This is a genomic window from Marilutibacter penaei, from assembly GCF_014145395.1.
In the GTDB taxonomy this organism is placed as follows: Bacteria; Pseudomonadota; Gammaproteobacteria; order Xanthomonadales; family Xanthomonadaceae; genus Marilutibacter; species Marilutibacter penaei.
This window is the reverse complement of sequence record NZ_JACHTE010000005.1, coordinates 172,557-198,481: the sequence shown is the minus strand read 5'-3', so window position 1 is coordinate 198,481 and position 25,925 is coordinate 172,557. Positions and strand designations below refer to the sequence as shown.

The window sequence follows — 25,925 nt, the reverse complement described above, 5'->3', positions numbered from 1 at the left end:
TCGCCTGGATTTCTCGGATCGGAAGCGTCAGCGGCGTATCAACCAGATGGAGTCTATCGGCCCGAATGCAAACGCCGCGTCACGGCGCAAACGCGCCCGGCGCGACACGGACGGCCCCCTCGAAGCGGCGCGGCACACGATCGACGGTGCGTTGTCGCGTGATCGCGGGCGCCTGCACGGGCTGTGGTCGCGCTGGAAGGGGCGGCCCGCCGACGTCGACGCTCAGGAAGCGTTCACCCGCGCATTGCAGGTATCCGTGGCTGCGCGGGAGGCACGCGCGGCTGCGCTGCCGCCTGCGCCCATCGACACGAGCCTGCCGATCGGTCGGGAGGCCGACCGCATCGTCGAGCTGATCCGCAAGCACCAGGTGGTGGTGGTGGCCGGCGAGACCGGTTCCGGCAAGACCACCCAGTTGCCCAAACTGTGCCTGGCGGCAGGCCGCGGCGCGGCGGGCATGATCGGTTGTACGCAGCCCCGCCGCATTGCCGCCCGCGCCGTGGCCCGGCGCGTCGCCGAGGAACTGCAGGTGCCGCTCGGCGGCGCGGTGGGTTACCAGGTGCGCTTCACCGAGAACGTCGGCGAGCAGACCGCGGTCAAGTTCATGACCGACGGCATCCTGCTGGCGGAGATCCAGTCCGACCGCTGGCTGTCGCGCTACGACACCCTGCTGATCGACGAGGCGCACGAGCGCAGCCTCAACATCGACTTCCTGCTCGGTTACCTCAAGCAGTTGCTGAAGAAGCGGCGCGACCTGAAGGTGATCGTGACCTCGGCGACGATTGACACCGCGCGGTTCGCCGCGCATTTCGACGATGCGCCGGTGATCGAGGTCGAAGGGCGCAGCTACCCGGTTGAGGTCCGCTACCGCCCGCTCGAAGGCGAAGAGGACGAGCGGGACGTGGAGGGCAGGGCCGGCGGGCGGACCGTGACCGACGCGATCGCCGCCGCATGCGACGAGGTGACGCGCGAGGATCCGCGGGGCGACGTGCTGGTATTCCTGCCCGGCGAGCGCGAGATCCGCGACGTGCACCACGCGCTCGAGCGCCGCAAGTACCGCGATACCGAGGTGCTGCCGCTGTACGCCCGCCTCTCGGCGCGCGACCAGGACCGGGTGTTCAATCCCGGCGTGAAGCGGCGCATCGTGCTGGCCACCAATGTCGCCGAAACCTCGCTGACGGTGCCGCGCATCCGCTACGTGGTCGATCCGGGCCTGGCCCGGGTCAAGCGATACAGCCCGCGTGGGAAGCTGGACCGGCTGCACATCGAACCGGTCAGCCAGGCCAGCGCCAACCAGCGCAAGGGCCGCTGCGGGCGCATCGCCGAGGGCGTCTGCTACCGCCTGTATGGCGAGGCGGACTTCGAGTCGCGCCCGGAGTTCACCGATCCCGAGATCCGCCGCACCGCGCTGGCCGGGGTGATCCTGCGCATGCTGTCGCTGGGGCTCGGCGACATCGAGCAGTTCCCGTTCCTTGAACCACCGGATCCGCGTGCGATCGCCGATGGCTGGCAGCAGCTGGGCGAGCTGGGCGCGGTGGATGCCGACCGCCGCCTGACCGCGACCGGCAAGCTGATGGCGCGGCTGCCGGTCGACGTGAAGCTGGCGCGGATGCTGGTGGCGGCGCAGCGGCAGGGCTGCCTGCGGGAAATGCTGGCGATCGCGTCTTTCCTTGGGATCCAGGACCCCCGTGAACGCCCCGCCGACCAGCGGGCCGCGGCGGACGCCGCTCACGGCGAATTCGCCGATCCTAAATCCGAGTTCGTCGGCATCCTGAACCTGTGGTCCGCGTATGAGACGGCCCACGAGGAGCTGACCCAGTCAAAGCTGCGCAAGTGGTGCGACACGCATTTCCTGGCCTTCCTGCGCATGCGCGAGTGGCGGGAGCTGCATCGCCAGCTCAAGCTGATGGCGCAGGAGCTGGGTTGGGCGACCCATCGCGAGAGTGAACCGCCGGTTCGCGCAATGGCGAGCGCCCGGCCACGGATGGCCGGGCAGGACGCTCCGGAGCCCGCCCGGTTGCGCCAGGGGGGGCAACGGCCTGTTTCGAATGCGGCCGACAACGCGGCCTACGCCACCCTGCACCGCGCGATCCTGGCAGGCCTGCCGACCCAGGTGGGGCATCGTGGCGACCGCAATGTGTTCGAAGGCCCGCGTGGCCGGCGCTACCAGCTGTTTCCCGGTTCGCCGCTCTCGCGCAAGCCGCCCCCGTGGGTGCTGTCGGCGACCCTGCTCGACACCGAGCGTGTGTGGGCGCTGACCAATGCGGCGATCGAACCGGACTGGGTGATCACCGAGCTGCCGCACCTGCTGGCGCGACGCCAGCACGATCCGCACTGGTCGCGCTCGCAGGGGCGCGTGATCGGCAGCGAGCAGGTGAGCCTGTTCGGCCTGGTGCTCGCGCCGAAGCGGCCCGTGCACTACGGGGCGCTGTTTCCCGAGGAGAGTCGCGCGATCTTCGTGCGCGATGCGTTGGTGACCGGCGAAATCAACACGCGCTGCGCCTTCCTCGCGCGCAACATCGCGATGCTTGAGAAGGCGCGCGAAGAGGAAGCCAAGCAGCGCCGCGCGGGCTTGGTGGTCGACGAGGACTGGATGGCGCGCTGGTACCTGGACCGGCTGCCGCCCGACGTCCACAACGCGCAGGCGCTGGATGCCTGGTACCGCGCGCTGCCGGCCGCTGGCAAGGCCGGGCTCGAATGGGCGCTCGACGACCTGATGGTGGCTGATGGCAGCGATGCGGCGCGGTTTCCCCCCTACCTGCCTCTGGGCGATGCGCGCCTGGCGGTGAAGTACCGCTTCGAGCCCGGTGCGCCGGACGACGGCATGACGGTGGCGGTGCCGTTGCACCTGCTCAACGCGCTGGACCCGGTGAGGCTGGACTGGCTGGCGCCGGGGTTCATCGAGGACAAGGCCGCTGCGCTGATCAAGAGCCTGCCCAAGGCGCAGCGGCGCAACTTCGTGCCGGCCCCCGACTTCGCGCGAGCCTTCCATGAGGCGCATCCGGTGCCCGATCCCACGGACACGATGGCCGGTACCCTCGCACGCTTCCTGAAGAAGCTGACCGGCGCGGAGGTGGCGGGCGTTGATTTCGATGCGGGGGCGCTCGAACCGCACCTGCGCATGAACCTGCGCCTGCACGACCGCGACGGACGCACCGTCCTGGCCGAGTCGCGCGACCTCGCTGACCTGAAGCAGCGGTTCGGCGAGCGCGCGGCCCGGGCATTCGCCGCGCGTGCCGCGGAAGGCCTGGCACGGAAGGGGCTCAGCACGTTTCCGGACGAGCCCATCCCGGTGTCGGTGCCGGGCGCGGGTGGCGTGCCCGCGTGGCCGGCCCTGCATGACGAGGGCGACAGCGTGTCCTTGCAGGTCCACGCCGAGCGCGAGGTCGCCGAATCGGCCCACGCGGCAGGCGTCCGTCGACTGCTAGTGCTGAACCTGCAGGATCGCTTGAGACAGGCGCGCAAGCAGTTGCCGGTGTCGCCGAAGACCGGCCTGCTGTATGCGGCCATCGAGTCCAGTGCGCCCCGGACCACGGGCCTGAAGGACGGCGACCGTCTGCGCCATGACCTGGTGGACGGCGCGCTGGCCTCATTGCTGGGCGACGGACTTGCCGGGATCCGCGATCCGGGGGCCTTCGCGGCAGCACTCGAGCGGATCGGCAAGGGCCTCTTTCCGGAGGCGATGGCGCGGCTCGGGCAGGCGGAGGAACTGATGTCGGCGGTGGCCGAAGTGCGTGCGCGTCTGGAGTCACCGCTGATGGGCTGGGCCAGCGGCAACCTGGACGACATGCGTGCGCACCTCGCCGCGCTCACGCCGCCGGGATTCCTCGCCCGCGTGCCGGGCGAAGTGCTGAAGGAATATCCGCGTTACCTGAAGGCATTGGCCCTGCGCGGCGAACGCGCCCTGCGCGATCCCTCGCGCGACCAGCAGCGCATGCTGGAGCTCAAGCCCTTCGCCGACGCGCTGCTCGACGCGCGTCAGGCCGGCATCGCCGACCGGCCTGACTGGCAGGCCTTCGCGCGCGACCTTGAAGAGTTGCGGGTGTCGCTGTTCGCACAGGAACTGGGTACGCGCGGGGGGGTGTCGCCCAAGAAACTGGCCCAGCGCCTGGCGCGACTCCAGGCCTGACCCCGGAGGAGGGATCACTCGATCCGCGTGACCTTCGCGCGTTTGTTGAAGCCGTCGACCGACATGTACCAGGTGTTCCCGACGAGGCTGGGACGGATCGTGACGGCGGGATTCGCGTTGCGAACTCCGACCAGGGTCGCGTCGTCGACCTGCTCCCAGACCTGCCCGTTGTCGAGGGTATAGCGCCGGCCCTTGCCGAAACCCTTGAACTCACTGGCCATGGTCGCGGTGATCGGCTCGTCCGAACCGAAGGACAGGAAGCCGCGGTTCTCGTCCTCGACCTTCTGCTTGGCGGCCGCCGCGGCGATTGCGCTTTCCGCTTCGATGCGCCGGCCCAGCCAGCGGTTCAGCGCGGCCAGTTCGGCCGCATCCAGCTTGTCGAGGCCCGCGGCCCGGAACTCCTCCGTGCTCATCTGCTGCTGCAGCGGCTGCGTGGTGCCATCGGCGTCCTGTGCCTGCACGGCAAGCGGGACCATCAGGGCCAGGCCGGCGGACAGGAGCGTCAATCGGAGGGTGGAAGCGCGCATCATGGTGTCCCCGTGGTCAGTTGGCGATAGTGTAGTCGCCCGATGTAAACGCCCCAACCGCCGTGAACGCCCCTCCCGCGCCCCTGCCCGGATCGCCCCTGCGCCTTCTGGATGCCCCGGCCCTGACCGTCCTCGACGTGTCCGGCCGTGACCTGCTCGCACGTGCGCTGGCGGCGGACGGAGTGCTTGAGCAGGCCCGTGATCCGGTCGAGGTGGTCGAGGACATGCTGGGTTCGCTGGCCCGGTTGGGGGCGGATGCCGACACGCTCTGGGCCACCCTGTTGCGCCAGTACCCGACGCTGCCCGGCCTGCTGGGCGCCGCCTTCAAGGATGCGCATCCCGCGGTGTTCGGCTTGCTGGAAGGCCAGGAGGCGGCCGCGCAGGTCCGCGTGCTGCATGCTGAGCAGGCCGAACGCGGCGGCAGCCCGGAGGGCCTGCGCCGGCTGCTGCTGGCGATCGTCCGGGACCTGCGCGTGGTCTCCATCCTGCTGGCCCGGCAGCTGGCGCGCATGCGCCACGCGATGGCGCTGCCGGAAGACGAGCGCGTCGCGCTGGCGCGCCTGACCCGCGACATCCACGCGCCGCTCGCCAACCGGCTCGGTATCTGGCAGCTGAAATGGGAGCTGGAGGATCTCGCGTTCCGCTACCTCGACCCCCATACCTACAAGCGCATCGCACGCCTGCTCGACGGCAAGCGTGGCGACCGCGAACGCTACATCGAGCAGGTCAAGCAGGTGCTGCGCGACGCGATGGAGGCGCAGGGCATCCGCGCCGAGGTCGCCGGGCGCCCCAAGCACATCTTCAGCATCTGGAAGAAGATGCAGCGCAAGGACGTGCCGATCGGCGAACTGTACGACCTGCGCGCCGTACGGGTGCTGGTCGACGACGTGGCCGCCTGCTATGCCGCGCTCGGTATCGTCCACGCGCAATGGGCACCGATCCCCAGCGAGTTCGACGACTACATCGCGCGCCCCAAGCGCAACGACTACCGTTCGTTGCATACGGCGGTGGTGGGGCCCGAGGGCAAGACCCTCGAGGTGCAGATCCGCACGCACGAGATGCATCGCCAGGCCGAGCTGGGCGTCGCCGCGCACTGGAAGTACAAGGAGTCCGGCAGCCAGGCGGCGGACGCCGCGTTCGACCGCCGTATCGCGTGGATGCGCAAGCTGCTGGAAGGCCGCGACGACGAGGCGCAGCTGGCCGGTGACCTCGACAGCGAACTGGTCGAGGACCGGGTCTACGTGCTCACGCCCAAGGGCGAGGTGGTCGACCTGCCGATGGGCGCCACGCCGCTGGACTTCGCCTACCACGTGCATACCGAGGTCGGACACCGGTGCCGGGGGGCGAAGGTCGATGGCCGCATCGTGCCGCTCGACCACCGTTTGTCGACCGGCGACCGCGTCGAGATCATGACCGCGAAGACCGGGGAGCCGCGGCGCGACTGGCTGGTGGAGGCCAATGGTTTCCTCGCCAGCAGCCGCTCCCGACAGAAGGTCCGGACGTGGTTCCATAAACTGGACCGGGCGCGCAACGAACAGGCCGGCAAGGAGATGCTCGACAAGGAGCTGCGCAGGCTCGGCCTGCTGGGGGCGGACCTGGCGCCGGCACGCGAGCGCTTCAGCGTGGCCCATGACGGCGACCTGCACATCCAGGTCGCCCTGGGCGACCTGGGGCCGCACCAGGTGGGGCGGGTGCTGCTGGAGCACGAACGGGCGAGCGCGGCGGTCGAAGCGCCGGCATCCCCATCCGTGCAGGCGTCCGCACCGCGCGCGCGCCGCGATGCCACGAGCGAATTCACGGTCGAGGGCGTCGGGAACGTACTGACGCAACTGGCGCGTTGCTGCCAGCCCCTCCCGGGGGAGGCCATCGTCGGGTACCTGACCCGCGGCCGCGGCGTCAGCGTGCATCGCCCCGGATGTGCGACCTTCCTGCGGCTGACCGCCCAGCAGCCGCAGCGCGTCCTGCCCGTCGAGTGGGGGCGGTCGCGGAGTGCACACGAGGTCGATGCCGAACTCCGCGCGATCGACCGGAAGTGGCTCCTGAAGGACATCACCAACGTGGTGGCGCAGGACAATGTCCACGTCACGAGCATGCGCGCGGACCACGAGCGCGGCGGTGCGCTCGTCCGTGTCCATCTGCGCCTGAAGGTGGAGGACTACGGCCGCCTGTCGACGGTCCTGGGCAAGCTCGCCGCGCTGCCGGGCGTGGAGTATGCGCGTCGCTCCTGAGGGGACCCTCACGCAACCGGGACTATCCTCGTCGCGATGAGTCGTGAGCCACTTTCCCGAAACCGGCCCCAGTCGTTCCGCCGGGATGCGCCCGGCGCCTTGGCGCGTAGGCGCTGGATGTTCGGAGGCCTGACGCTGATCCTTGCGGTGGCCCTGCTCGCCTGGTGGCGCCAGCCGCTGGCGGACTGGTTGTGGCCGGGCACGCGCGCGCAGCAGTTGCTGGTGGACGCGGCCCGCGCGCTGGACGAAGGCCGGCTGAGCAGGGCGGACGGCAGCGGTGCCCGAGAGCTTTACGAGGCCGCGCAGGCACTGGATCCCGACCGGCTTGAAGCCCGGGAGGGCTTGCAGCGCGTCGGTCTCGCGGCACTGACACGTGCCGAGGCCGAGATCGCGGCGGGCCGGTTGCCCGAGGCCCACGCGGCGTTGCGCCTCGCCCGGGAGCTGCAGGTGCCCCGGGATGCCGCATCGGCGGTGGAGCGTCGCCTGAGAGCGCACGAGGCGGCCAGCGTGGACATCGAAACGTGGCTCGTGGCGGCAGGGTCGGCGTTGCGCGCGGGGGACCTGGTGGGCCATTCCGGCGCTGCGCTTCCGATGTACCGCCAGGTCCTGCAATACGAGCCCGCCAACCAGGCCGCACTCGAAGGGCGCGAAGATGCATTGACCGCGGTCATCCAGCAAGCCTGGCGCGACATGGCTGCCGGCGAACTCGCGCGAGCCGGCCGGCGTCTGGCCGAAGCGCGCCGTTTCGATCCCGGCCATGTCGATCTTCCCGGAGCGATGGCCGAGTGGTCACGCCAGCGCGAGGCCGCGCACGCGCGGGCCGGCGAGGCGCTGTCGCGGGGACGGCGAACGGATGCGCGGGCGCTGTGGCACGAGCTCCTGCGGGTGGATGCGCGCGACCCCGAGGCCCGTGAGGGCCTGGTCCGGCTGGCCCGCGAATGGAAGACGGAGGCCGAGCGGGCCGCGGCGGACTTCCGCTTCGAGCAGGCGGAAGCCGCGCTGGACGAGGCGCGGGTGACCGCCGCCCTGGTGCCGGACGCCCGGCTCGACCTCGACGCCAGCGCACGTCGCATCGAAGCGGCCCGCGACTCGCAGCGACGTGCCGACGGTGGCGGTGCCGGGCTGACCGCCGAGCAGCGGGAAGAAGCGATCACCCGGCTGCTGGCACAGGCCGCCGGGGCGCAGGGCCGCGGCGATGTGCTGTCACCTCCGGGCGAGAGCGCCTACGACCGGCTGGCGGCGGCCCGGGCCCTGGCGCCTGACGACCCGCGCGTGCAGGCGGCCAGCGCGCGCCTGGCACCGGCATCCGCGGCCTGCTTCGAGGATGCGTTGCGCGCGAACCGCCTGGCCCGTGCCGGGCATTGCCTACAGGCGATGGCGGCGCTCGGCCACCGCGAGGACGAAGTCGTCGCGTCGCGCCGACGCCTGGCTGCACGCTGGATCGCGGTTGGCGACGAGCGCCTGGGGGCCGGCGAGCTCGAGCGCGCGCGGACCGCGCTGGAGGCCGCCACCGCGCTGGACGCGCACGTGGAGGGACTGGACGCGTTCGCCGAGCGCGTGCGCGCGGCCGATATCACGCCCTAGCGCACCGGCGGGGTTTCCGTTTCATCCACGTGCAGCAGGACCCGCCGGACGACATCGCGACCGGCGTCCAGCGAGAAGTGGCGTTCGACGTTGCGCCGGGCGTTCGCGGCGAGTCGATCCCACAACGCTTCATCGGCCTGCAGGCGCAGGACCGCGTCCGCGAACGCCGCCGCGGTGTCGGCGACGCGCACGTCCTCGCCATCGGTCAGGTGCATGCCTTCCACCGCACAGGGTGTCGCCACCACCGGCTGGCCGTGGGCCATGCTCTGGTTGACCTTGCCCTTGACCCCGGCCCCGTAGCGCAACGGCGCCACCGCGACCCGGCAGCCCTGCAGGTAGGGATGCAGGTCCGGCACGTGTCCGTGCACCTCGATGCCATCGCGGCCATGCAGCGCGGCGATCGCGTCGGGGACGTCGCCGCCGATGCAGTGGAAGCGCAGGTCGGGCGCCCGCGCGCGTATCCGCGGCCAGACGTCCTCGGCGAACCACAGGACGGCATCCACGTTTGGGGGATGGCGGAAGCCGCCGACGAACATGACGTCCTTCCGTGCGTCGAAACCCGGCCCGGGGTCCGGCACGTGGTGGAGGTTGGACAGGATCTCGACCCGGGCGCCCGGTGCATCCTCCCGCAGCAGGTCGCGTTCCACGTGGCTCACCACCAGGGTGGCGTCGCTGCGACCGATCAGGTCGAGTTCCAGCGTGCGCGTCCGCTCGGCGGCACGTGCCTGTGCCGCATCGCCGGACAATGCGGCGCCGCGGCGTTCGCGCAGGTAGTGAAGGTCGACGGTGTCGAACACCAGGCGGGCCTGCGGCGCGTGCAGGCGCAGCAACGGCAGGACGTCGCGCAGCACATAGTGGCGGCACACCACGACCGTGTCGAACCGGCCGCCATGCTCGCGCAGCCAGGACGGGATGCCACGCGCGAACGGGGCGTGCCAGGCTTCGACACCGAGCGCCTGGAGCGCCAGCGTGTGGTCGCCATCGTGCTTCAGGTCGGCGGGCAGGAAGACCACGTGCGCGCCTTCTTCACCCAGCAGGCGCATCAGGTTGACCAGTCGCAGCGAGCCGGAGTCATGGTTCGGGCGCGGGGTCAGTGCGTCGATGACGAGGATCTGGCGACGTGGCCCATGCATCGCTTTTTCGATCGCGGTACCGGGACTGGGCTGGGCGGCCAGCGCTGAACGCCACTTCTCCTGGAATACCGCCTGGTTACGGACCTGATAGGACTTCACGCCCGATCCGGTGTCGGTTCCAGAGGTGGCGCCTTCGTCATGGACGACTCGAGCCGCCGGCTGATAGAGCACCCGGTGGCCGCTCGCGCGCACCGCGAAGGCCAGATCGGTATCTTCGTAGTACGCGGGCGCATACCGTGCGTCGAAGCCGCCCAGCGAAGCGAACAGGTCCCGGGGCACGGCCAGCGCCGCACCCGAGCAGTAATCCGTGTCCCGCAAGGTGGCGAATCGGGGATCCAGCGGAGACTCGAAACGTCCCGTGTTCCACCCGCTTCCGTCATTGAATACCACGCCACCCGCCTCCTGCAGGCGCCCGTCCGGGTAGAGCAGTTGCGAGCCGACGATGCCCGCGTCGGGGTGGGTGTCGAAGGTGGCGAGCAGTGCGTCCAGCCAGCCGGGCTGCGGCACGGTGTCGTTGTTGAGGAACACCAGATAATCGCCGCGGGCGTGCGCGGCGCCGTCGTTGCACGCGGCGATGAAGCCACCATTGGAGGCCCGCCGCACGTAGTGGAGGCCGGTCACCTGGCGCAGCGACGCCTCCGTGCCATCGCTCGAGCCGTCGTCCACAACGATGACCTCGACGGGCGCCATCGGCCGGTGCGCTGCGATGGCGCGCAGGCAGGCGAGGGTGTGCGGGAACTGGTTGTAGACGGGAATGACGATGCTCGCGCGCGGGGTGTCCGAGTCGGGCACGCCAAAGGGTGCGAAGGGCGCTTGCCCGGGCTCGTACAAGGCCGCGCGCTGTGTGGTGGGCACGCGCCGGAACTGTTTCAGCACGCGCTGCCAGGAGGCGCGCCAGCCGCGCGTCCTCAGGCTGGCGACGCCGCGGCGGACCAGTCCGGTGGCGCGGTCGATCTGGAATCGGACATCGGTCCAGCTCATGCGGGTCCGGCGATGGGCATTGCTGAAGGGCTCCTGATGGCGTGGATCGGCCGGGCGGGCGCGCCGCCACGCTGCGCTAGACTCGCCTGAACGAGGGTGCAGCCCCGCCATTGTCCCACGCCGTGGCCCGGATCCAGTACGACGAAGACGACATCGAAGACAACCCCGGTCCCGGCTGGCGACGTCGCCTGGCCACCGTACTGCTGGCCCTGGTCGCCGCGGGGCTGGGGTTCGTGGTGCCCTATACGCTGCACCTCAACCATGAGGTGGGGGAGCGCTTCGGCCAATTGCGCTGGCAGATCCCGACGCGTGTCTACGCGCGGCCGCTGACGCTGGCGCCGGGCCTGAGGCTGGATGCCGACACCCTCGCCACCGAGCTCGCCGCCGCGGCCTATCGCGAGGGCGACGGCCAATCCCCGGGGACCTGGCTGCGCGAGGACAACACGTGGACCATCGCCAGCCGGGGCTTCGACGATGTCGATGGCCCCGTGGCCGCGCGTCGCGTGGACCTCCGACTGTCGGGGGGACGCGTCTCGCGCCTGCGTGATGCGACCAGCGACCAGGCGCTGGAGTCGCAGCGCCTTGATCCGGCGCGGATCGCCACCCTGTATGGACAGAAGCAGGAAGAACGCCGACTGGTCCGCATCGAGGAGGTCCCCGACCTGCTGGTCACCGGCCTGCAGGCGGTGGAGGACCGCGATTTCGCCCACCACCATGGCGTCGACGTCGGCGGCATGCTGCGCGCGGCATGGGTCAACCTGCGCTCCGGTGGGGCGCGGCAGGGCGCCAGCACGCTGACCCAGCAGCTCGCGCGCAGCGGCCTGCTCGGGATCGGTCGCGAACAGACCTTCACCCGCAAGGGGAAGGAGATCATCTACGCCCTCCTGATCGAGTCGCGTTACGACAAGGGCACCATCCTCGAGGCCTATCTCAACCAGGTCTATCTCGGCCAGCGGGGGGCACAGGCGGTCCATGGCGTGGCCGCCGGCGCCGAGTTCTGGTTCGGTCGAGAACTGCAGAACCTCAGTACCGAACAGATCGCCCTGCTCATCGGCATCGTCAAGGGTCCGTCGGCCTATGATCCGCGGCGCCATCCGCAGGCCGCGCTGGAGCGCCGCAACTTCGTCCTGGGTGAAATGCACGAGACCGGCCTCATCGACGATGCGGAACTGGCGCGCGCGCGGGAAACGCCGCTGGGCATCAGCGACGAGCCCGGCCGCTTGTCCGCCAATCGCTTCCCGGCCTATATCGACCTGGTCCGGCGGCAGCTGGCCAACGACTACCCCGCCAACGCGCTTTCGGGCGCGGGCCTGACCGTCATGAGCGGCATGTCGCCGTCCGCGCAGGCGTATGCCGAAGCGGCCGTGACGCGGGCCCTGAAGGACCTCGACAATGACACGCGGCCCCCGCTCGAGTCCGGTCTCGTGGTCACCGACGTCCACAATGGCGACGTGATCGCCCTGGTGGGCAGCCGCGAGTTCGCCCGTCCCGGCTTCAACCGCGCCCTCGAGGCACGCCGTCCGGTCGGTTCGCTGCTCAAGCCCTTCGTGAACCTGCTGGCGCTGGCCCAGCCCGACCGCTGGTCGCTCGCGACCTGGGTGGATGACTCGCCCGTCACCGTCAACCTCGCGCGCGGCAGGACCTGGGAACCCGGCAACTCCGACGGCCGCAGCCACGGCACGGTGCGGCTGGTGGACGCGCTCGTGCATTCCTACAACCAGGCCACGGTGCGCATCGGCATGCAGGTTGCGCCCGAGCGCATCGCCGCGCTGCTGAAGACCCTGGCCGGCATCGATGCCGAGCCCCATCCCGCGTTGATCCTCGGTTCGCTGGACCAGAGTCCGTATGCGATGGCCCAGCTCTACCAGTTCCTCGCCTCCGGCGGCGAAATCCAGCCCCTGCATGCCGTGCGCGGCGTGCTGGACGCGCAGGGTCAGGCCTTGAACCGTTACGACAACGCCCCGGCACCCGCGCAGGAAGGCGATGCGGTGGCGGCGCGGCTGCTCACCCTTGCGTTGCAACAGGCGGTCACCGACGGCACCGGGCGCCGCCTGGTGGCCGACGGCCTCGGTCACCTGGCGCCGGCCGGCAAGACCGGGACCAGCAACGACGGGCGCGACAGCTGGTTTGCCGGGTGGACCGGCGACCATCTCGCCGTGGTGTGGATGGGCAACGACGACAACGAGGCCACCGGCCTGTATGGGGCCACGGGCGCCATGCGCGTGTGGTCCAACATCTTCCGGCACCTGCCCAGCGCCACCCTCGGGGCGGGCGACCAGGGCCTGGACTGGGCCTGGGTGGTCGGCAGCGACAGTACCGATGCCGATTGCCCGGGCGCGCGGCGATTCCCGTTCGTTTCCGGCCACGTGCCCGCGTATGTATCCTGTGCGCCCCCGGCGCCCGAACCCGAGGAACGCCGGAGCTGGCGCGACTGGTTCGGCTTCGGTCGCGATGAAGACCCCGCGGACGCAACCGGGGCGCCCACCGACGAGACCCCGTCGCCATGAAGTACCTGCCGCTCCTGCCTGCACTGCTGTGCGCCGCCTGCGCGTCGCCGATCGTGGCACCGGTCGAAGAGGTCCCCGGCTTCGACGCCGAATCCGCCGTTGCAACGATCCGCGGCGCGGGGACGGCCGATGCCCAGGAACTCGACGTGCAACCCCTGCGCGATCCGCAGGTCGCCGACCTGCTGGACGAAGCGTCCGCCCTCGAAGGGCAGCACCTGTACCGCGCCGCGGCGGAACGCATCGACCTGGCGCTGGACATGGCGCCGGCCGATCCCATCGTCCTGCAGCGGCGTGCCGAGCTCGCGTTGCTGCTGGGCGAGGCGGACGAGGCCGAGCGCCTTGCGCTGAAGGCCGCGACCCTCGGCACCGAGGTCGGGCCGGTCTGCCGCCAGCACTGGGAGACGGCCTTGCAGGCCCGCAACGCCGGTTCGACGCCGCCGCGCGAGGACGGCTTGCCGCGCGTGTCCCCCGACGAGCTGGCGCGCCGCCGGGACGCCTGCACCGTCGCGCCGCCCCCCCGTTACTGACGTGCCGGGGGCGACAGGGACTTCGCCGTCGCGACTGGCGCGCGCGGCACGCGAGGCGCTGGAGGCGGGCGGGGCGCTGGCCGCCGCGCTGGAGCACTTCGCCCCGCGCACGGCGCAGCAGGACCTCTCCGCCGCCATCGCCGATGCGTTCGACGGGCGGGGGACGCTGATCGCCGAGGCGGGCACCGGTACCGGCAAGACCTTCGCCTATCTCGTGCCCGCGCTGTTGTCCGGCATGAAGACCATCGTGTCCACGGGCACGCGCGCGCTGCAGGACCAGCTGTACCACCGCGACCTGCCGAGGGTCCGCGATGCCCTCGGCCGGGGATTGAAGACGGCCTTGCTGAAGGGGCGGGCCAACTATCTGTGCCACTACCGGATGCAGCAGGCGCGCGGTGAACCGCGGTTCCACAGCCGCGAAATGGCGGCGCAGTTCCAGCGCATCGTCGCCTGGAGCGGCCAGACGAAATCGGGTGACCTGGCGGAAGTCGAGGGTCTCGGCGAAGACTCTCCGCTGGTGCCGGTCGTCACGTCGACCACCGACAACTGTCTGGGCAGCGACTGTCCGTTCTTTTCCGACTGCTTCGTGGTCCAGGCCCGCCAGCGTGCGCAGGCGGCGGACCTGGTCGTGGTCAACCACCACCTGCTGCTGGCCGACCTCGCGTTGAAGCAGGAAGGCTTCGGCGAAATATTGCCCGGTGCGCAGGCGTTCGTCGTCGACGAAGCGCACCAGCTTCCCGAACTCGCGGCGCAGTTCTTCGGAGAGGCCTTGAGCGCCCGTCCCCTGGTGGAACTGGCGCGCGACGCCGTGGCCGAATGCCGGGACGTGCCCGGTGCGCTTGCGGCGGTGCAGGAACCGGCGCGGGCGCTGGAGCAGGCCACCCGGGCCCTGCGCAGCGCGATGGACGACCTGCCGGTCCGGGGCACGCGCCTGCGCGCGGCGGAACTGGAGGCCAGTGAAGCGGCGCTGGATGCACTTGTCGACGCGCTCGAGGGCCTGGCGGCTGCCCTGGTCCCGCTGGAGGCCAGCAGTCCGGGCTTCGAAGCCTGCCTGTTCAGGGCCCGCGACCATGCGGCGCGGTTGCGGCGTTGGCGGAACCTCGAGGCGGACGTCGAGGCGGCGGCACCGCCTGCCGACCCCGACGAGCGGGCGCCCCTGTCCGTTCCTGCCGACGCGGAAAGTGTCCGCTGGTACGAGCTGACCGCACGCGGGTTCCGCCTGAGCCGGACCCCGCTGGACGTGTCCACGCCCCTTGCCGAGCACCGCGAGCGGTCGCGTGCGGCCTGGGTGTTCACGTCCGCCACCCTCGCCGTCGGCGGGCATTTCGAACACTTCGCCCGGAAGCTCGGGCTGGTCGAGCCGGCGACGCTGCTCGCACCCAGCCCGTTCGACTGGGCGACGCAGGCGCTCAGCTACCTGCCGAACGGGCTGCCGGAGCCGGCGTCGCGCGAGTACGCGGCAGCCGTCGTCGACGCCGTGTGGCCGGTGCTGGAGGCGTCGGCCGGCCGCGCCTTCCTGCTGTTCGCATCGCACCGGGCGCTGCGTGACGTCGCCGCGCTGCTGCGGGAAGCGCAGGCCCCGTGGCCATTGTTCGTGCAGGGGGATGCGCCGCGCGGCCTGCTCCTGGAACGCTTCCGCGCCTCCGGGAATGGCGTGCTGCTGGGGGCCGCCAGCTTCCGCGAAGGGGTCGATGTCGCGGGCGATGCGCTCAGCGTGGTGGTCATCGACAAGCTCCCGTTCGCCGCGCCCGACGACCCCGTGTTCGAGGCGCGCCTGGACGCGATCCGCCGCCATGGCGGCAATCCTTTCCGCGATGAGCAGCTGCCTCAGGCGGTGATCGCGCTGAAGCAGGGCGTGGGGCGGCTGATCCGCACCGAAAGCGACCGGGGGGTGCTGGTGCTGTGCGACCCGCGGCTGCTGGGCAAGCAGTACGGCCGGGTCTTCCTGGACTCACTCCCCCCGGTGCCGCGCACCCGCGATGTGGGCGACGTCAGGGCGTTCTTTGGGCGAGAATGCCCGGAACCGGCGGCGCCGACCGTCGACGACCTGTTCTGAGGAGGCCCGCATGGGTACCGTCGCGCGCCGGGAATCCGGGAAGGCATGAAGCTGCTCGCACTGGAAACCGCCACCGAGGGGTGCTCGGTCGCCCTGTGGCTGGATGGCGAGGTCGTGGAGCGGTTCGAGGTCGCGCCGCGGCGCCATGCCGAGCTGGCGTTGCCCTGGGCCGAAGCGCTGCTGGCCGAGGCCGGTGTCGGCCGTCGCCAGCTGGATGCGATCGCGGTTGGCCGGGGCCCGGGTGCGTTCACCGGCGTCCGCCTGGCGATCGCCATGGCGCAGGGGATCGCGCTGGCCCTGGACCGGCCGCTGCTGCCCGTGTCCACGCTGGCGGCGCTCGCGATGCGGGGCCCGGCCGGGCAGGTGCTGGCGGCGATCGATGCGCGCATGGGCGAGGTATACGTCGCCGCTTTCCAGCGAACCGGGGTGGACGTGGCGCCGCTCGATTCGGAACGCGTGCAACCGCCCGCGGAGGTGCGGCTGCCCGGGGATGCGGTCGATGGCGCCTGGCACGGGGTCGGCACCGGCTTCGCTGCCGGCGAGGGGGCCCTGGGATCGGCGCTTTCCGGGCACCTGGCCACCGTCGCGGCGAACGAACTGCCCCATGCCGCCGACGTGGCCCGCCTGGCGTCGCGGGCGTTCGAGCGGGGGGGCGTCGTGCCCGCGGAGCGCGTGGAGCCGGCCTACCTGCGCAACAACGTCGCGCTGACGCTTGCGGAACAGCAGGCCCGCCGGTCCGGTTGACGCTCAGTCGTCGACGAGTCGACCGCCCGGGAGGAAATTCCAGGTGCGGGTGACGTGGAGGATGTCGGGGTCCTCGTCGGTGCGGGGCAATGGCGAGTAAGGCTCGGCGAGGCGGGCGATGCGCAGGGCCGATGCATCGAGCACCGGCACCCCGCTGCTGCGGATGATGTCGGCCCGTTCCACGCTTCCGTCCCGGCGGATGGCCACGCTGATGACGACCTGCCCCGCCAGCCGCCGTCGGCGCGCTTCGTCCGGATAGTTCAGGTTCCCGACGCGCTCCACCCGGTCCACCCAGTCGCGCAGATAGGCGGCCCACGCGTACTCCTGCGTGCTGGCCGAGACGAACTTCCGCTTGGGGCGCTTCGCATAGCGTTCCGAGCGCAGGTGGATCTCCGCCGCCAGCCGTGCCATGGCCATGTCCCGTTCGACTTTTTCCTCCCCGCGCGGCAAGGGCGTCTCGGTGGGGTCCGGGGTGTCGCGGGCGGCTGGCGCGCGGGTCTCACCTCGGGGGCTGCTGACCACCCGGGCCTCCGGCGGGGGCCGTGGCGCCGGCGATTGCGCGCGCATTGGCATCGGGGCCACGCCGGGGTCGGGCTGCGGTGCCGGCCCGGTCTGGTTATCGCGCGGCCGCGTGCTCTTTTCGTGTTCGCCTCCACCCTGGTTGCTCGCCTGCGCCAGGAAGTCGGCCTGCGCCTGGGTAAGGGGGCTGCGTGTCTGGGTGAGGATCACGTCGAGTGTCGGGACCACCGGTGCCGCGCGCTCGAGTGCGAAGCCCACGCCGAGGAGCAGGACGCCGTGCAGCAGCAGCGACAGCACCAGTGTCGCCGTCAGGCGCTGGTTCTCGTCCGGCAGCGTCCGGGCGGGAAGGGGACGGGTGGCCGCGGTCATGCCCGGTGCGCGGCTTCCCGGGCTTCGATGGCGTCGAACAACGATCCCGCGATGTTGATCCCGTAGGCGGCGTCGATCTCGCGGATGCAGGTCGGACTGGTGACGTTGACTTCGGTCAGGTAGTCGCCGATCACGTCGAGGCCGACGAACAGCATGCCGCGCCGCTTCATCTCCGGCCCGACCTGCGCAGCGATCCAGCGGTCGCGTTCGCTCAGCGGGCGCGCCTCGCCCCGGCCGCCCGCGGCGAGGTTGCCCCGGAACTCGTCGCCCTGCGGAATCCGCGCCAGGCAGTAGTCCACCGGCGCGCCGTCCACCAGCAGGATGCGTTTGTCGCCGTCGGCGATCTCGGGCAGATAGCGTTGCGCCATCGCAAGCCGGCCGCCGCCCCCGGTCAGGGTTTCCAGGATGACGTTGAGGTTCGCTTCGCCTGCGCGGGCGCGGAAGATCGACCGCCCGCCCATGCCGTCGAGCGGTTTCAGCACCGCCTCCCCGTGCTCGGCGACGAATGCCTTCAGGACGGCATTGTCGCGCGTGACCACGGTGGGGGCGCAGCATTGCGGGAACAGGAGGGCGGCGAGTTTCTCGTTGTAGTCGCGCAGCCCCTGCGGGTCGTTGACGACCCGGGCACCCGCGGCCTGGGCGATGCTGAGCACCTGGGTGTCGTGGATGTATTCGGCATCCACCGGCGGGTCCTTGCGCATGAGCACCACCTGGCCCGGCCCCAGGTCAATCTGTGACGGCTGTTCCAGTTCGAACCATGCGCTCGGCGCGTCACGTACAGCCAGGCGCGCCGCGCGGGCCACTGCGCGGCCGTCGAGCAGCGACAGGCCGCCGGGAAGCACGTACCACAGCCCATGGCCACGCCGCTGGGCCTCCAGCAACATGGCGAAGGTGGAGTCCTTGGCGGTCTTGACGGACTCGATGGGGTCCATCACGACGACGATGTCGAGCGGCATGGCGGAAGGCGCAGGTCGGGTCGGGCGATGGTAGCAGGCGCAGCCGCCGCGGCGCCGATCGCGTCACCGAAACCGGAACCCGCTCGCCTGAATGGCTGTTTCACCCGGGTTTCAGGCCATTTCGTGCTTGACACTGGCCCTCAGGCTTGGAATAAAGACAACCGAGCGAGACGCCGCGATGCTCCTACATAACTAATGGCGTCCGCATTTGGGGAACACGGAATGCTTGACGAGGGCCGCACTGGCAGCCTCGATGGACTGCGGGTCATGTTGATCGATGACTCCAAGACCATCCGGCGGACTGCAGAGACGCTGTTGAAACGAGAGGGCTGTGACGTCGTCACGGCTGTCGATGGCTTCGAGGCGTTGGCGAAGATCGCCGACCAGCAGCCGCAGATCATCTTCGTGGACATCATGATGCCGCGCCTGGACGGGTACCAGACGTGCGCCCTGATCAAGAGCAACCAGCTGTTCAAGAGCACGCCGGTGATCATGCTGTCCTCGAGGGACGGCCTGTTCGACAAGGCGCGCGGCCGCATCGTCGGCTCCGAGCAGTACCTCACCAAGCCTTTCACGCGCGAGGAACTCCTCGGCGCCATCCGCACCCACGCATCCAACGAAGCAAACAACGCCTGACCGGGGGGTAGGGCACCAATGGCACGCATTCTCCTGATCGAAGACTCGCCGACCGACACGGCGGTCCTCACCCAGCTCCTCGAGCGCAATGGCCATGAGGTGCTGTCATCCGGCAGCGCCGAGGACGGCATCGAAGTCTGCCGGCGGGAGCAGCCGGACCTGGTGCTGATGGATGTGGTGCTGCCCGGCATGAACGGCTTCCAGGCGACGCGTGCGCTGACCCGCGGTGCCGACACCAAGGCCATCCCGGTGCTGATCGTCAGCACCAAGAGCATGGACACGGACAAGGCCTGGGGTCTGCGGCAGGGGGCCAAGGACTACATCGTCAAGCCGCCCCGCGAGGACGAACTGGTCGCGCGCATCAACGACCTGCTCGGGGACTGAGCCTCCCGTGGACACGCACATGACGCCCTTCGAGGTCCTGGTCGACTACGAACAGCGCAGCCTCGCGCACGTGATCGGCCTGCCCGAGCAGATCGACGCACCGGGGCTGTGGCGCGGCGTCGGCTACCGCATCGGCAGCCACCGCCTCGCTTCCGCCTTCGACGAGGTGGTCGAGATCCTGACCCTGCCAGCCCTGACGCCCGTCCCGGGCGCGCAGCCGTGGATGCTGGGGCTGGCCAACGTCCGCGGCAATCTGATGCCGGTGGTCGACCTCAAGCAGTTCATGCAGGCCGAGCGCACCGTGCTGCACGAGGGGCAGCGCATGCTGCTGGTCCGCCAGGGAGGAGGCAACGTCGCCGTCCTGATCGACGAGCTCCACGGCCAGCGCAGCTTCCTCGAGGAACACCTGCTCGACGTCGACGACCTCGAGGTCCCCGAGGACGACATGGCCGCCTGGGTGGAAGGCCGCTACCGCCACCTCACCGATCGCTACTACCGGCTCGAGGGCGCGCTGTGGCGCGTCTTCAGCCTGGACCGACTTACCCGCACACCGGAATTCAGGCAGGCCGCCTCCGACATCGCACGGCCCGACCTGGGCGCACGCAACACACTTGAGGTCGAATCATGAGCACTGAGATGAACAACGCTGTTGGCAAAACCCGCCAGTACGGCGTCAACTTCTGGCTGACGGTGCTCGGCATCGCACTGGTGGTGTTCGGCCTCAACACCGGCTACTCGATCTGGAAGGCATCCCGCCTGGGTGCGGCCAGCTCGGCGGCGTCGGACCTGCAGGTCCTGTCGCAGAAGCTGGCGGTCCAGGGCCGAGAGGCCGTCGGTGGTGACCAGGATGCCTTCGCGGCGTTCAAGTCCACCAAGGCCAGCATCGACGGCCACATCGCCGACCTGAACCAGAACTTCGGCAGCACCACCGGCGTCGCCGGCCCGATTTCCACGGTCAGCGGCACCTGGCAGCCGCTCGGCGAAAGCGCCGGCACGCTGATCCAGAGCGAGGAAGCGGTGCTCGGCCTGGCCGGCAACGTCGAGAACTTCAACGCGAAGGTCCCGCAGCTGCAGGCCAACCTGGACGAGCTGGTCCGTGCGATGTCCTCCAGCGGCTCCCCGTCCTCGCAGGTCTACTACGCCCTGCGCCAGGTGGTGCTGTCCGGTACGATCGCCCGCCGCATCACCGAGATCCAGGCGGGCGGCTCGGCCGCCACCGTGGCCGGCGACGCACTGGCCCGCGACGTGCTGGTGTTCGACAACGTGCTGACCGCGCTGCGCGAGGGTGGCGAGAACCCCAGCATCACCGCGCTGAGCAACCAGAGTGCGCTGGCGGCCCTCGACCAGGTCGACGCGATGTGGGCGGACATGAAGAACGACGTGGACGCGATCCTCGCCAGTTCTCCCAACCTCTTCCAGGCGCAGGCCGCTGCCGCCAGCCTGACCGACGGCGCCGAGTCGCTCGAGAACGACGCCAAGCAGCTCTTCAATGCCTTCACCTCGACCGGTTCGCTGACCGATACCAACATCCTCGGCAACGTGTGGATCAGTATCGTGTCCGGTGCCATCGCGCTGTTCGCGATCGTCGGCCTGCTCTACTCGCTCAACCGCGCGCAGCAGGTCCGTTACCAGACCACGAAGGAACTGAACGACCGGAACCAAGAGGCGATCATGCGCCTGCTGGACGAAATGGGTTCGCTCGCGGAAGGCGACCTGACCGTGAAGGCGACCGTGACCGAGGACATGACCGGCGCGATCGCGGACTCGATCAACTTCGCCGTCGAGCAGCTGCGCAGCCTGGTGCAGACCATTACCGACACCTCGGTGCAGGTCGCGTCCAGCGCGCAGGAAACCCAGGCCACCGCCATGCACCTGGCCGAGGCCGCGGAGCACCAGGCGCAGGAGATCAACTCCGCGTCCAGCCGAATCAGCGAAATCGCGGACAGCATCAACCAGGTGTCGCGCAACTCCGCCGAGTCCGCGGACGTGGCGCAGCGCTCGGTGCAGATCGCGACCAAGGGCGCGGGCGTCGTGCGCCAGACGATCGCCGGCATGGACAACATCCGCGACCAGATCCAGGAAACCTCGAAGCGAATCAAGCGACTGGGCGAAAGCTCGCAGGAGATCGGCTCGATCGTTGAACTGATCAACGACATCTCGGAGCAGACGAACATCCTGGCGCTGAACGCCGCCATCCAGGCGGCCTCGGCCGGCGAGGCGGGCCGCGGGTTCGCGGTCGTGGCCGACGAAGTGCAGCGACTCGCGGAACGCGCCTCGAACGCGACCAAGCGAATCGAGACCCTGGTCCAGACCATTCAGTCCGATACCAACGAAGCGGTCAGCTCGATGGAGCAGACGACCTCGGAAGTGGTCGCCGGTGCGCGACTGGCCGAGGACGCGGGTACCGCGCTGGGCGAGATCGAAAAGGTGTCGTCCGATCTGTCGGGCCTCATCCAGGGCATCTCGACCGCCGCGCAGCAGCAGACCAGCGCCGCCTCGAACATCACCAGCACGATGAACACCATCCAGTCGATCACCGCGCAGACCTCGCAGGGTGCGAGCCAGACCGCGCAGTCGATCGGAAACCTCGCGCAGCTCGCCGCCGACCTGCGCCGTTCGGTCGCCGACTTCAAGCTGCCGGCTTGATCCAGGGGCCGGCAGTACGATGAGAGAGCCGGGCATGAATATCGCGATGTTCGACATGGCGAAGTTCGACACCGCGAAGCACACCGCGTGCCTTCTCCGTGAGGGGAGGGCCGGCAGGCCATGACCGTGATGAGCGACGCGATCGACACCACCACCCTCGGCTGGATCAAGCCGGAGCTGGACCAGACCCTCAAGCAGGCGCGCGAGGAGATCGAGGCCTTTGCCGACACCCCGGCCGATACCGCTCGCATGCGGGTCTGCGCCAGTCACCTGCACCAGGTGCACGGCACGCTGCGGATGGTGGAGCTGTATGCGCCGGCCATGGTCGCCGAGGAAATGGAGCGGCTTTCGCTGGCCCTGATGCATGGGGAGATCGAGAACCGCGACGAGGCCTGCGCGGTCCTGATGCGAGGCGCGGTGCAGCTGCCCGACTACCTGGAGCGGCTGCAGGGTGGACATCGTGACATTCCGATCGTGCTGCTGCCGCTGCTCAACGAGCTGCGTGCGATGCGCGGCGAGGCCGGGCTGAACGAGAGCGTGCTGTTCGCCCCCAACCTGGACCGGCCGTTGCCGTCCGACCTGCCCACGCCCGTGCCCAGCGCCACCCGCGACAAGGGCAGCAGCCCCCACCTCGCGGCGCTGCGCAAGGCGCTGGATACCTGGCCGGAGCACGCCGGTCCGGCCGATCCCGGCGCACTGGTGGCCGCGATCGATGCGCTGCTGTCGGACGTCTCCACCGAGGGCCTGCGGCGCATGCTGTGGGTCGCCCAGTCGGTGGCGGGCGCCATCCGTGACAACGCACTGCCGCCCACCCGCGCCCTGCGCCAGGCGTTTGGCGGCGTGGAGCGGGAAGCCCGCCAGATGCTCGAAGGGGACGACTTCAGCGGCCCGCGCAGCGGCCCCGCCGCCGAGCCGACCCGCCAGCTCCTGTACCACGTGGCGCACAGCGCGGGCGGCCATCCCGGCCTCGACAGCCTGCGCGAAACGTTCAACCTCGATGACCAGTTGCCAAGCGAGTCGGAACTGGAGCATGCGCGCGGCAGCCTGAGCGGCCGCAACCGGGACCTGCTCGATACCGTTTCGGCGGCCATCAAGGAGGACCTGCTGCGCGTCAAGGATGCGCTCGACCTCCATCTCCGCACCCAGCAGCAGGACGTATCCTCGCTGGCGCCCCAGGTGGACGTCCTGACCCGCGTCAGCGACACCCTCGGCATGCTCGGGCTGGGCATGGCGCGCAACGTCGTCGTGCAGCACCGTGATGCGCTGCGTGACATCGTCAGTGGCGTGAAGCCGGCCGAAGAAGGTGCCCTGCTCGACGTGGCGGGTGCGCTGCTCTACGTCGATGCCAGCCTGGACGACCAGGTCTCCCGCCTTGGCCACCAGGGCCCGGAGCCGGAAGAGGGCATGCTGGCCAGTGAGTCCCGCAAGGTGCTCGAAGTCGTCGTCCGCGAGGCCATCGCCAACTTCAGCGATGCGCGCCAGGCGTTCGTCGCCTTCGTCGAAACCGGCTGGGACCACGAGGAACTGGTCGAAGTGCCGCGCCTGCTCGAAGAAGTCGGCGGCGCAATGCAGATCCTCGAGCTCGCGCTGCCGGGTGAGTACCTCAAGGGCATCCAGCGCTATACCGAGGTCGAGCTGATCGCGAAGCGCCGGGTGCCGGGCGGCAGCCAGCTCGACACCATGGCCGATGCCCTGGCCAGCCTCGAGTACTACCTCGAGGCGGTGCGCGAGAATCGCCCGAACCGCGAGCGCATCCTCGAGATCGCGCGCACCAGCCTCGAACAGCTCGGCTACTGGCCGGTGCCGAGTGCAGCGGAACATGTCGAAGCGGGCAGCGTGCCCGGCGGCGTGCATATCGACGACGCGACCCGCGAGGCCGTATCGCGGGCACTGGACGGCCTGCAACGCGCGCCCGAGCCTGCGAAGACGCCTGCCGTGGCGCCGCCCGCGCACGACGACGCCACCCGTTCCGACGCCGGGGAAGCCGGTCAGGACGCTCCGGTCGAGGGCGACATGGCCGGGAAGCCGGTGCCGGTGGCGCCGGCGCTCGGCGGTTTCGAGCACAGCGAGGACATCGACGACGATATCCGCGAGGTCTTCCTGGAGGAGGTCGAGGAGGAAATCGCCAACCTGGGCGGCCTGCTGCCGGCCTGGTACGCCGCGCCCGGCGACAAGGAAAAGCTCCGCCCGATCCGCCGCGTGTTCCACACATTGAAGGGCAGCGGGCGCCTAGTCGGCGCACGCACGCTGGGCGAGTTCAGCTGGAAGATCGAGAACATGCTCAACCGCGTGCTCGACGTGGACCATGGCCGCGAGGCCAGTCCTGCCGTCGTCGCCATGGTGGAGCAGGCCCATGCCATACTGCCGCAAATGCACGCGGCGCTGCAGGGCACGGCCGGCGTCACCGCCGATCTCGCCGCGATGGAAGCCGTTGCCGAGCGCATCGCGGCGGGCGAAGAGGTGTTCTACACCGCACCGGAACCGGTGGAGGCGGCCGGGGCTGGCCCTGGCGAGGCGGTGGCCGAAGAAGCACCGGCCGAAGAAGCACCGGCCACGGATCTGCCTGTCGCGTCCGAAGCGCCCGCGCTTCCCGGCGCGCTCGACGAGCCGGCAAGCGACGAAGCGCCGGGCGTTCCTGCGTCCGTCGATGCCGTCCTGCTTGAAATCCTCGATGCCGAGGTCGGTGGCCACCTCGTGGTCATCGAAGACTGGATCGCGCGGGCCCAGGTCGCGCCGCAGGAGGTCAGTGATGGCCTGCTGCGCGCCGTGCACACGCTCAATGGCGCGTTCGCGATGACCGAAGTGCCGGTGATCACCGAGATCACCGCGCCTTCCGAAGGCTTCATCCGTCGCCAGCAGGCCACGGGCACGCCGGTGAATGCGGAAGGCGTCGCGACGTTGGCCGCCGTGGCGCAGGCGATCGCGGGTACGCTGGTGGCGCTCAAGTCGGCGTCGCCACACGTGCCGGTGTTTGCCGGCCTGGCCGATCGCGTCGTGGCGTTGCGAGACGCCTTGCCGGCCATCACGCAGCCGCTCGAGCTTGGCGCCGCGGAAGAGAAGCCGGCGACCGGGGACGGCAGCGAAATCCCGGCCGACGCCCCCGCCGAGACCGTGGATATCGGGCGCGAGGCCCGGACATCCAACCTGGTCACGATCGACCTGAGCAGTTTTGTCGGCCACGGAGATGCCGTTCCTGCGCATCTGGCGCGCAGCGCCGAATCGATGCAGGCCGAACTGGCCGAAGCCGCCCGCATCGAAGCCGAGCGCCGCCAGGCCGATACCGGGCCGGATATCGAAGCCGAGCGCGCCGAAGCGGAGCGCCTTGAGGCCGAGCTTCTCGAAGCCGAGCGTGTCGAAGCCGAACGTGCCGAAGCCGAACGTGCCGAAGCGGAGCGTGTCGAGGCCGAACGTGCCGAAGCCGAACGCCTCGAAGCCGAACGTGCCGAAGCCGAACGTGCCGAAGCGGAGCGCGTCGAGGCCGAACGTGCCGAAGCCGAACGCCTCGAAGCCGAACGTGCCGAAGCCGAACGTGTCGAAGCCGAACGTGTCGAAGCCGAACGTGTCGAAGCCGAACGTGTCGAAGCGGAGCGTGCCGAAGCCGAACGTGTCGAAGCCGAACGTGTCGAAGCCGAACGTGCCGAAGCCGAGCGTGTCGAAGCCGAGCGTGCCGAAGCCGAGCGTGCCGAAGCCGAGCGAGCCGAAGCCGAGCGTGTCGAAGCCGAACGTGCCGAAGCCGAACGTGCCGAAGCCGAACGTGCCGAAGCCGAGCGAGCCGAAGCCGAGCGTGCCGAAGCCGAACGTGCCGAAGCCGAACGTGCCGAAGCCGAACGTGCCGAAGCCGAACGCCTCGAAGCCGAACGCCTCGAAGCCGAGCGCGCCGAAGCCGAGCGCGCCGAAGCCGAGCGTGCCGAAGCCGAGCGTGCCGAAGCCGAACGCGCCGAAGCCGAGGCGGCCGCCGCGACCGCAGTCGAGCCCGCCGTCGCACACATCCTCCTTGCGGCA

General features: G+C 70.2%; 16 protein-coding genes and 1 pseudogene. 12 read left to right on the top strand and 5 right to left on the bottom strand.

What is annotated here, in order from left to right; translation table 11 throughout:
* Positions 1–46 precede the first annotated feature (46 nt).
* Complete coding sequence (gene hrpA / locus H4F99_RS08440; protein WP_182669295.1) at positions 47–4,126, top strand: ATP-dependent RNA helicase HrpA; 4,080 nt, start codon at positions 47–49, stop codon at positions 4,124–4,126.
* A gap of 14 nt (positions 4,127–4,140) precedes the next feature.
* Here the strand turns inward: hrpA and H4F99_RS08435 are convergent, their stop codons facing one another.
* Positions 4,141–4,653 (bottom strand): hypothetical protein, encoded by a 513-nt coding sequence (locus H4F99_RS08435; RefSeq protein ID WP_182669294.1) that lies wholly within the window; start codon positions 4,651–4,653, stop codon positions 4,141–4,143.
* Between the two features lie 62 nt (positions 4,654–4,715).
* On the opposite strand from H4F99_RS08435, the gene H4F99_RS08430 reads away from it, so the two are divergent.
* A complete protein-coding gene (locus tag H4F99_RS08430) occupies positions 4,716–6,881 on the top strand; it encodes a RelA/SpoT family protein (RefSeq protein WP_182669293.1) in 2,166 nt (721 codons plus the stop codon).
* A gap of 117 nt (positions 6,882–6,998) precedes the next feature.
* Complete coding sequence (locus H4F99_RS08425; protein WP_182669292.1) at positions 6,999–8,465, top strand: hypothetical protein; 1,467 nt, start codon at positions 6,999–7,001, stop codon at positions 8,463–8,465.
* On the opposite strand, the gene H4F99_RS08420 is transcribed toward H4F99_RS08425, so the two are convergent.
* On the bottom strand, positions 8,462–10,579 hold the full coding sequence (locus H4F99_RS08420) for a glycosyltransferase (protein WP_182669291.1): 2,118 nt from the start codon (positions 10,577–10,579) through the stop codon (positions 8,462–8,464). The genes H4F99_RS08425 and H4F99_RS08420 overlap by 4 nt on opposite strands.
* 110 nt (positions 10,580–10,689) lie before the next feature.
* On the opposite strand from H4F99_RS08420, the gene mrcB reads away from it, so the two are divergent.
* Genes mrcB through tsaB form a run of 4 tightly spaced genes read left to right on the top strand, consistent with a single transcriptional unit; the run spans position 10,690 to position 16,413 of the window.
* Complete coding sequence (mrcB, locus tag H4F99_RS08415) at positions 10,690–13,086, top strand: penicillin-binding protein 1B (RefSeq protein WP_182669290.1); 2,397 nt, start codon at positions 10,690–10,692, stop codon at positions 13,084–13,086.
* A complete protein-coding gene (locus tag H4F99_RS08410; RefSeq protein ID WP_182669289.1) occupies positions 13,083–13,613 on the top strand; it encodes a tetratricopeptide repeat protein in 531 nt (176 codons plus the stop codon). The genes mrcB and H4F99_RS08410 overlap by 4 nt, the downstream gene beginning before the upstream one ends.
* 1 nt (position 13,614) lies before the next feature.
* Positions 13,615–15,669 carry a DNA repair helicase YoaA gene (yoaA, locus tag H4F99_RS08405; RefSeq protein ID WP_182669288.1) on the top strand — a complete coding sequence of 685 codons (2,055 nt, stop codon included), beginning with the start codon at positions 13,615–13,617 and terminating at the stop codon, positions 15,667–15,669.
* Between the two features lie 45 nt (positions 15,670–15,714).
* Complete coding sequence (gene tsaB, locus H4F99_RS08400; protein WP_182669287.1) at positions 15,715–16,413, top strand: tRNA (adenosine(37)-N6)-threonylcarbamoyltransferase complex dimerization subunit type 1 TsaB; 699 nt, start codon at positions 15,715–15,717, stop codon at positions 16,411–16,413.
* Positions 16,414–16,416: 3 nt separating this feature from the next.
* On the opposite strand, the gene H4F99_RS08395 is transcribed toward tsaB, so the two are convergent.
* Positions 16,417–17,301 carry an energy transducer TonB gene (locus H4F99_RS08395; RefSeq protein ID WP_182669286.1) on the bottom strand — a complete coding sequence of 295 codons (885 nt, stop codon included), beginning with the start codon at positions 17,299–17,301 and terminating at the stop codon, positions 16,417–16,419.
* On the bottom strand, positions 17,298–18,257 hold the full coding sequence (gshB, locus tag H4F99_RS08390; RefSeq protein WP_182669285.1) for a glutathione synthase: 960 nt from the start codon (positions 18,255–18,257) through the stop codon (positions 17,298–17,300). Before gshB ends, H4F99_RS08395 begins: the two co-directional genes overlap by 4 nt.
* A 222-nt stretch (positions 18,258–18,479) precedes the next feature.
* On the opposite strand from gshB, the gene H4F99_RS08385 reads away from it, so the two are divergent.
* From H4F99_RS08385 to H4F99_RS14690, 5 genes and pseudogenes are all read left to right on the top strand, one after another.
* Positions 18,480–18,893, top strand: coding sequence for a response regulator (locus tag H4F99_RS08385; RefSeq protein ID WP_182669284.1), 414 nt, complete (start codon positions 18,480–18,482; stop codon positions 18,891–18,893).
* An 18-nt stretch (positions 18,894–18,911) separates the two neighbouring features.
* Positions 18,912–19,277 (top strand): response regulator, encoded by a 366-nt coding sequence (locus H4F99_RS08380; protein WP_182669283.1) that lies wholly within the window; start codon positions 18,912–18,914, stop codon positions 19,275–19,277.
* A 19-nt stretch (positions 19,278–19,296) separates the two neighbouring features.
* A complete protein-coding gene (locus H4F99_RS08375; protein WP_182669282.1) occupies positions 19,297–19,905 on the top strand; it encodes a chemotaxis protein CheW in 609 nt (202 codons plus the stop codon).
* Entirely contained in the window at positions 19,902–21,923 is a 2,022-nt protein-coding gene (locus H4F99_RS08370; RefSeq protein ID WP_182669281.1) for a methyl-accepting chemotaxis protein, read from the top strand. Before H4F99_RS08375 ends, H4F99_RS08370 begins: the two co-directional genes overlap by 4 nt.
* Before the next feature lie 120 nt (positions 21,924–22,043).
* Positions 22,044–24,266, top strand: a pseudogene (locus H4F99_RS14690) (FimL-related protein); the annotation flags it as partial.
* Between the two features lie 805 nt (positions 24,267–25,071).
* Here H4F99_RS14690 and H4F99_RS14685 read toward each other — a convergent pair.
* Complete coding sequence (locus H4F99_RS14685) at positions 25,072–25,908, bottom strand: pentapeptide repeat-containing protein (RefSeq protein ID WP_425488013.1); 837 nt, start codon at positions 25,906–25,908, stop codon at positions 25,072–25,074.
* Positions 25,909–25,925: the final 17 nt, after the last annotated feature.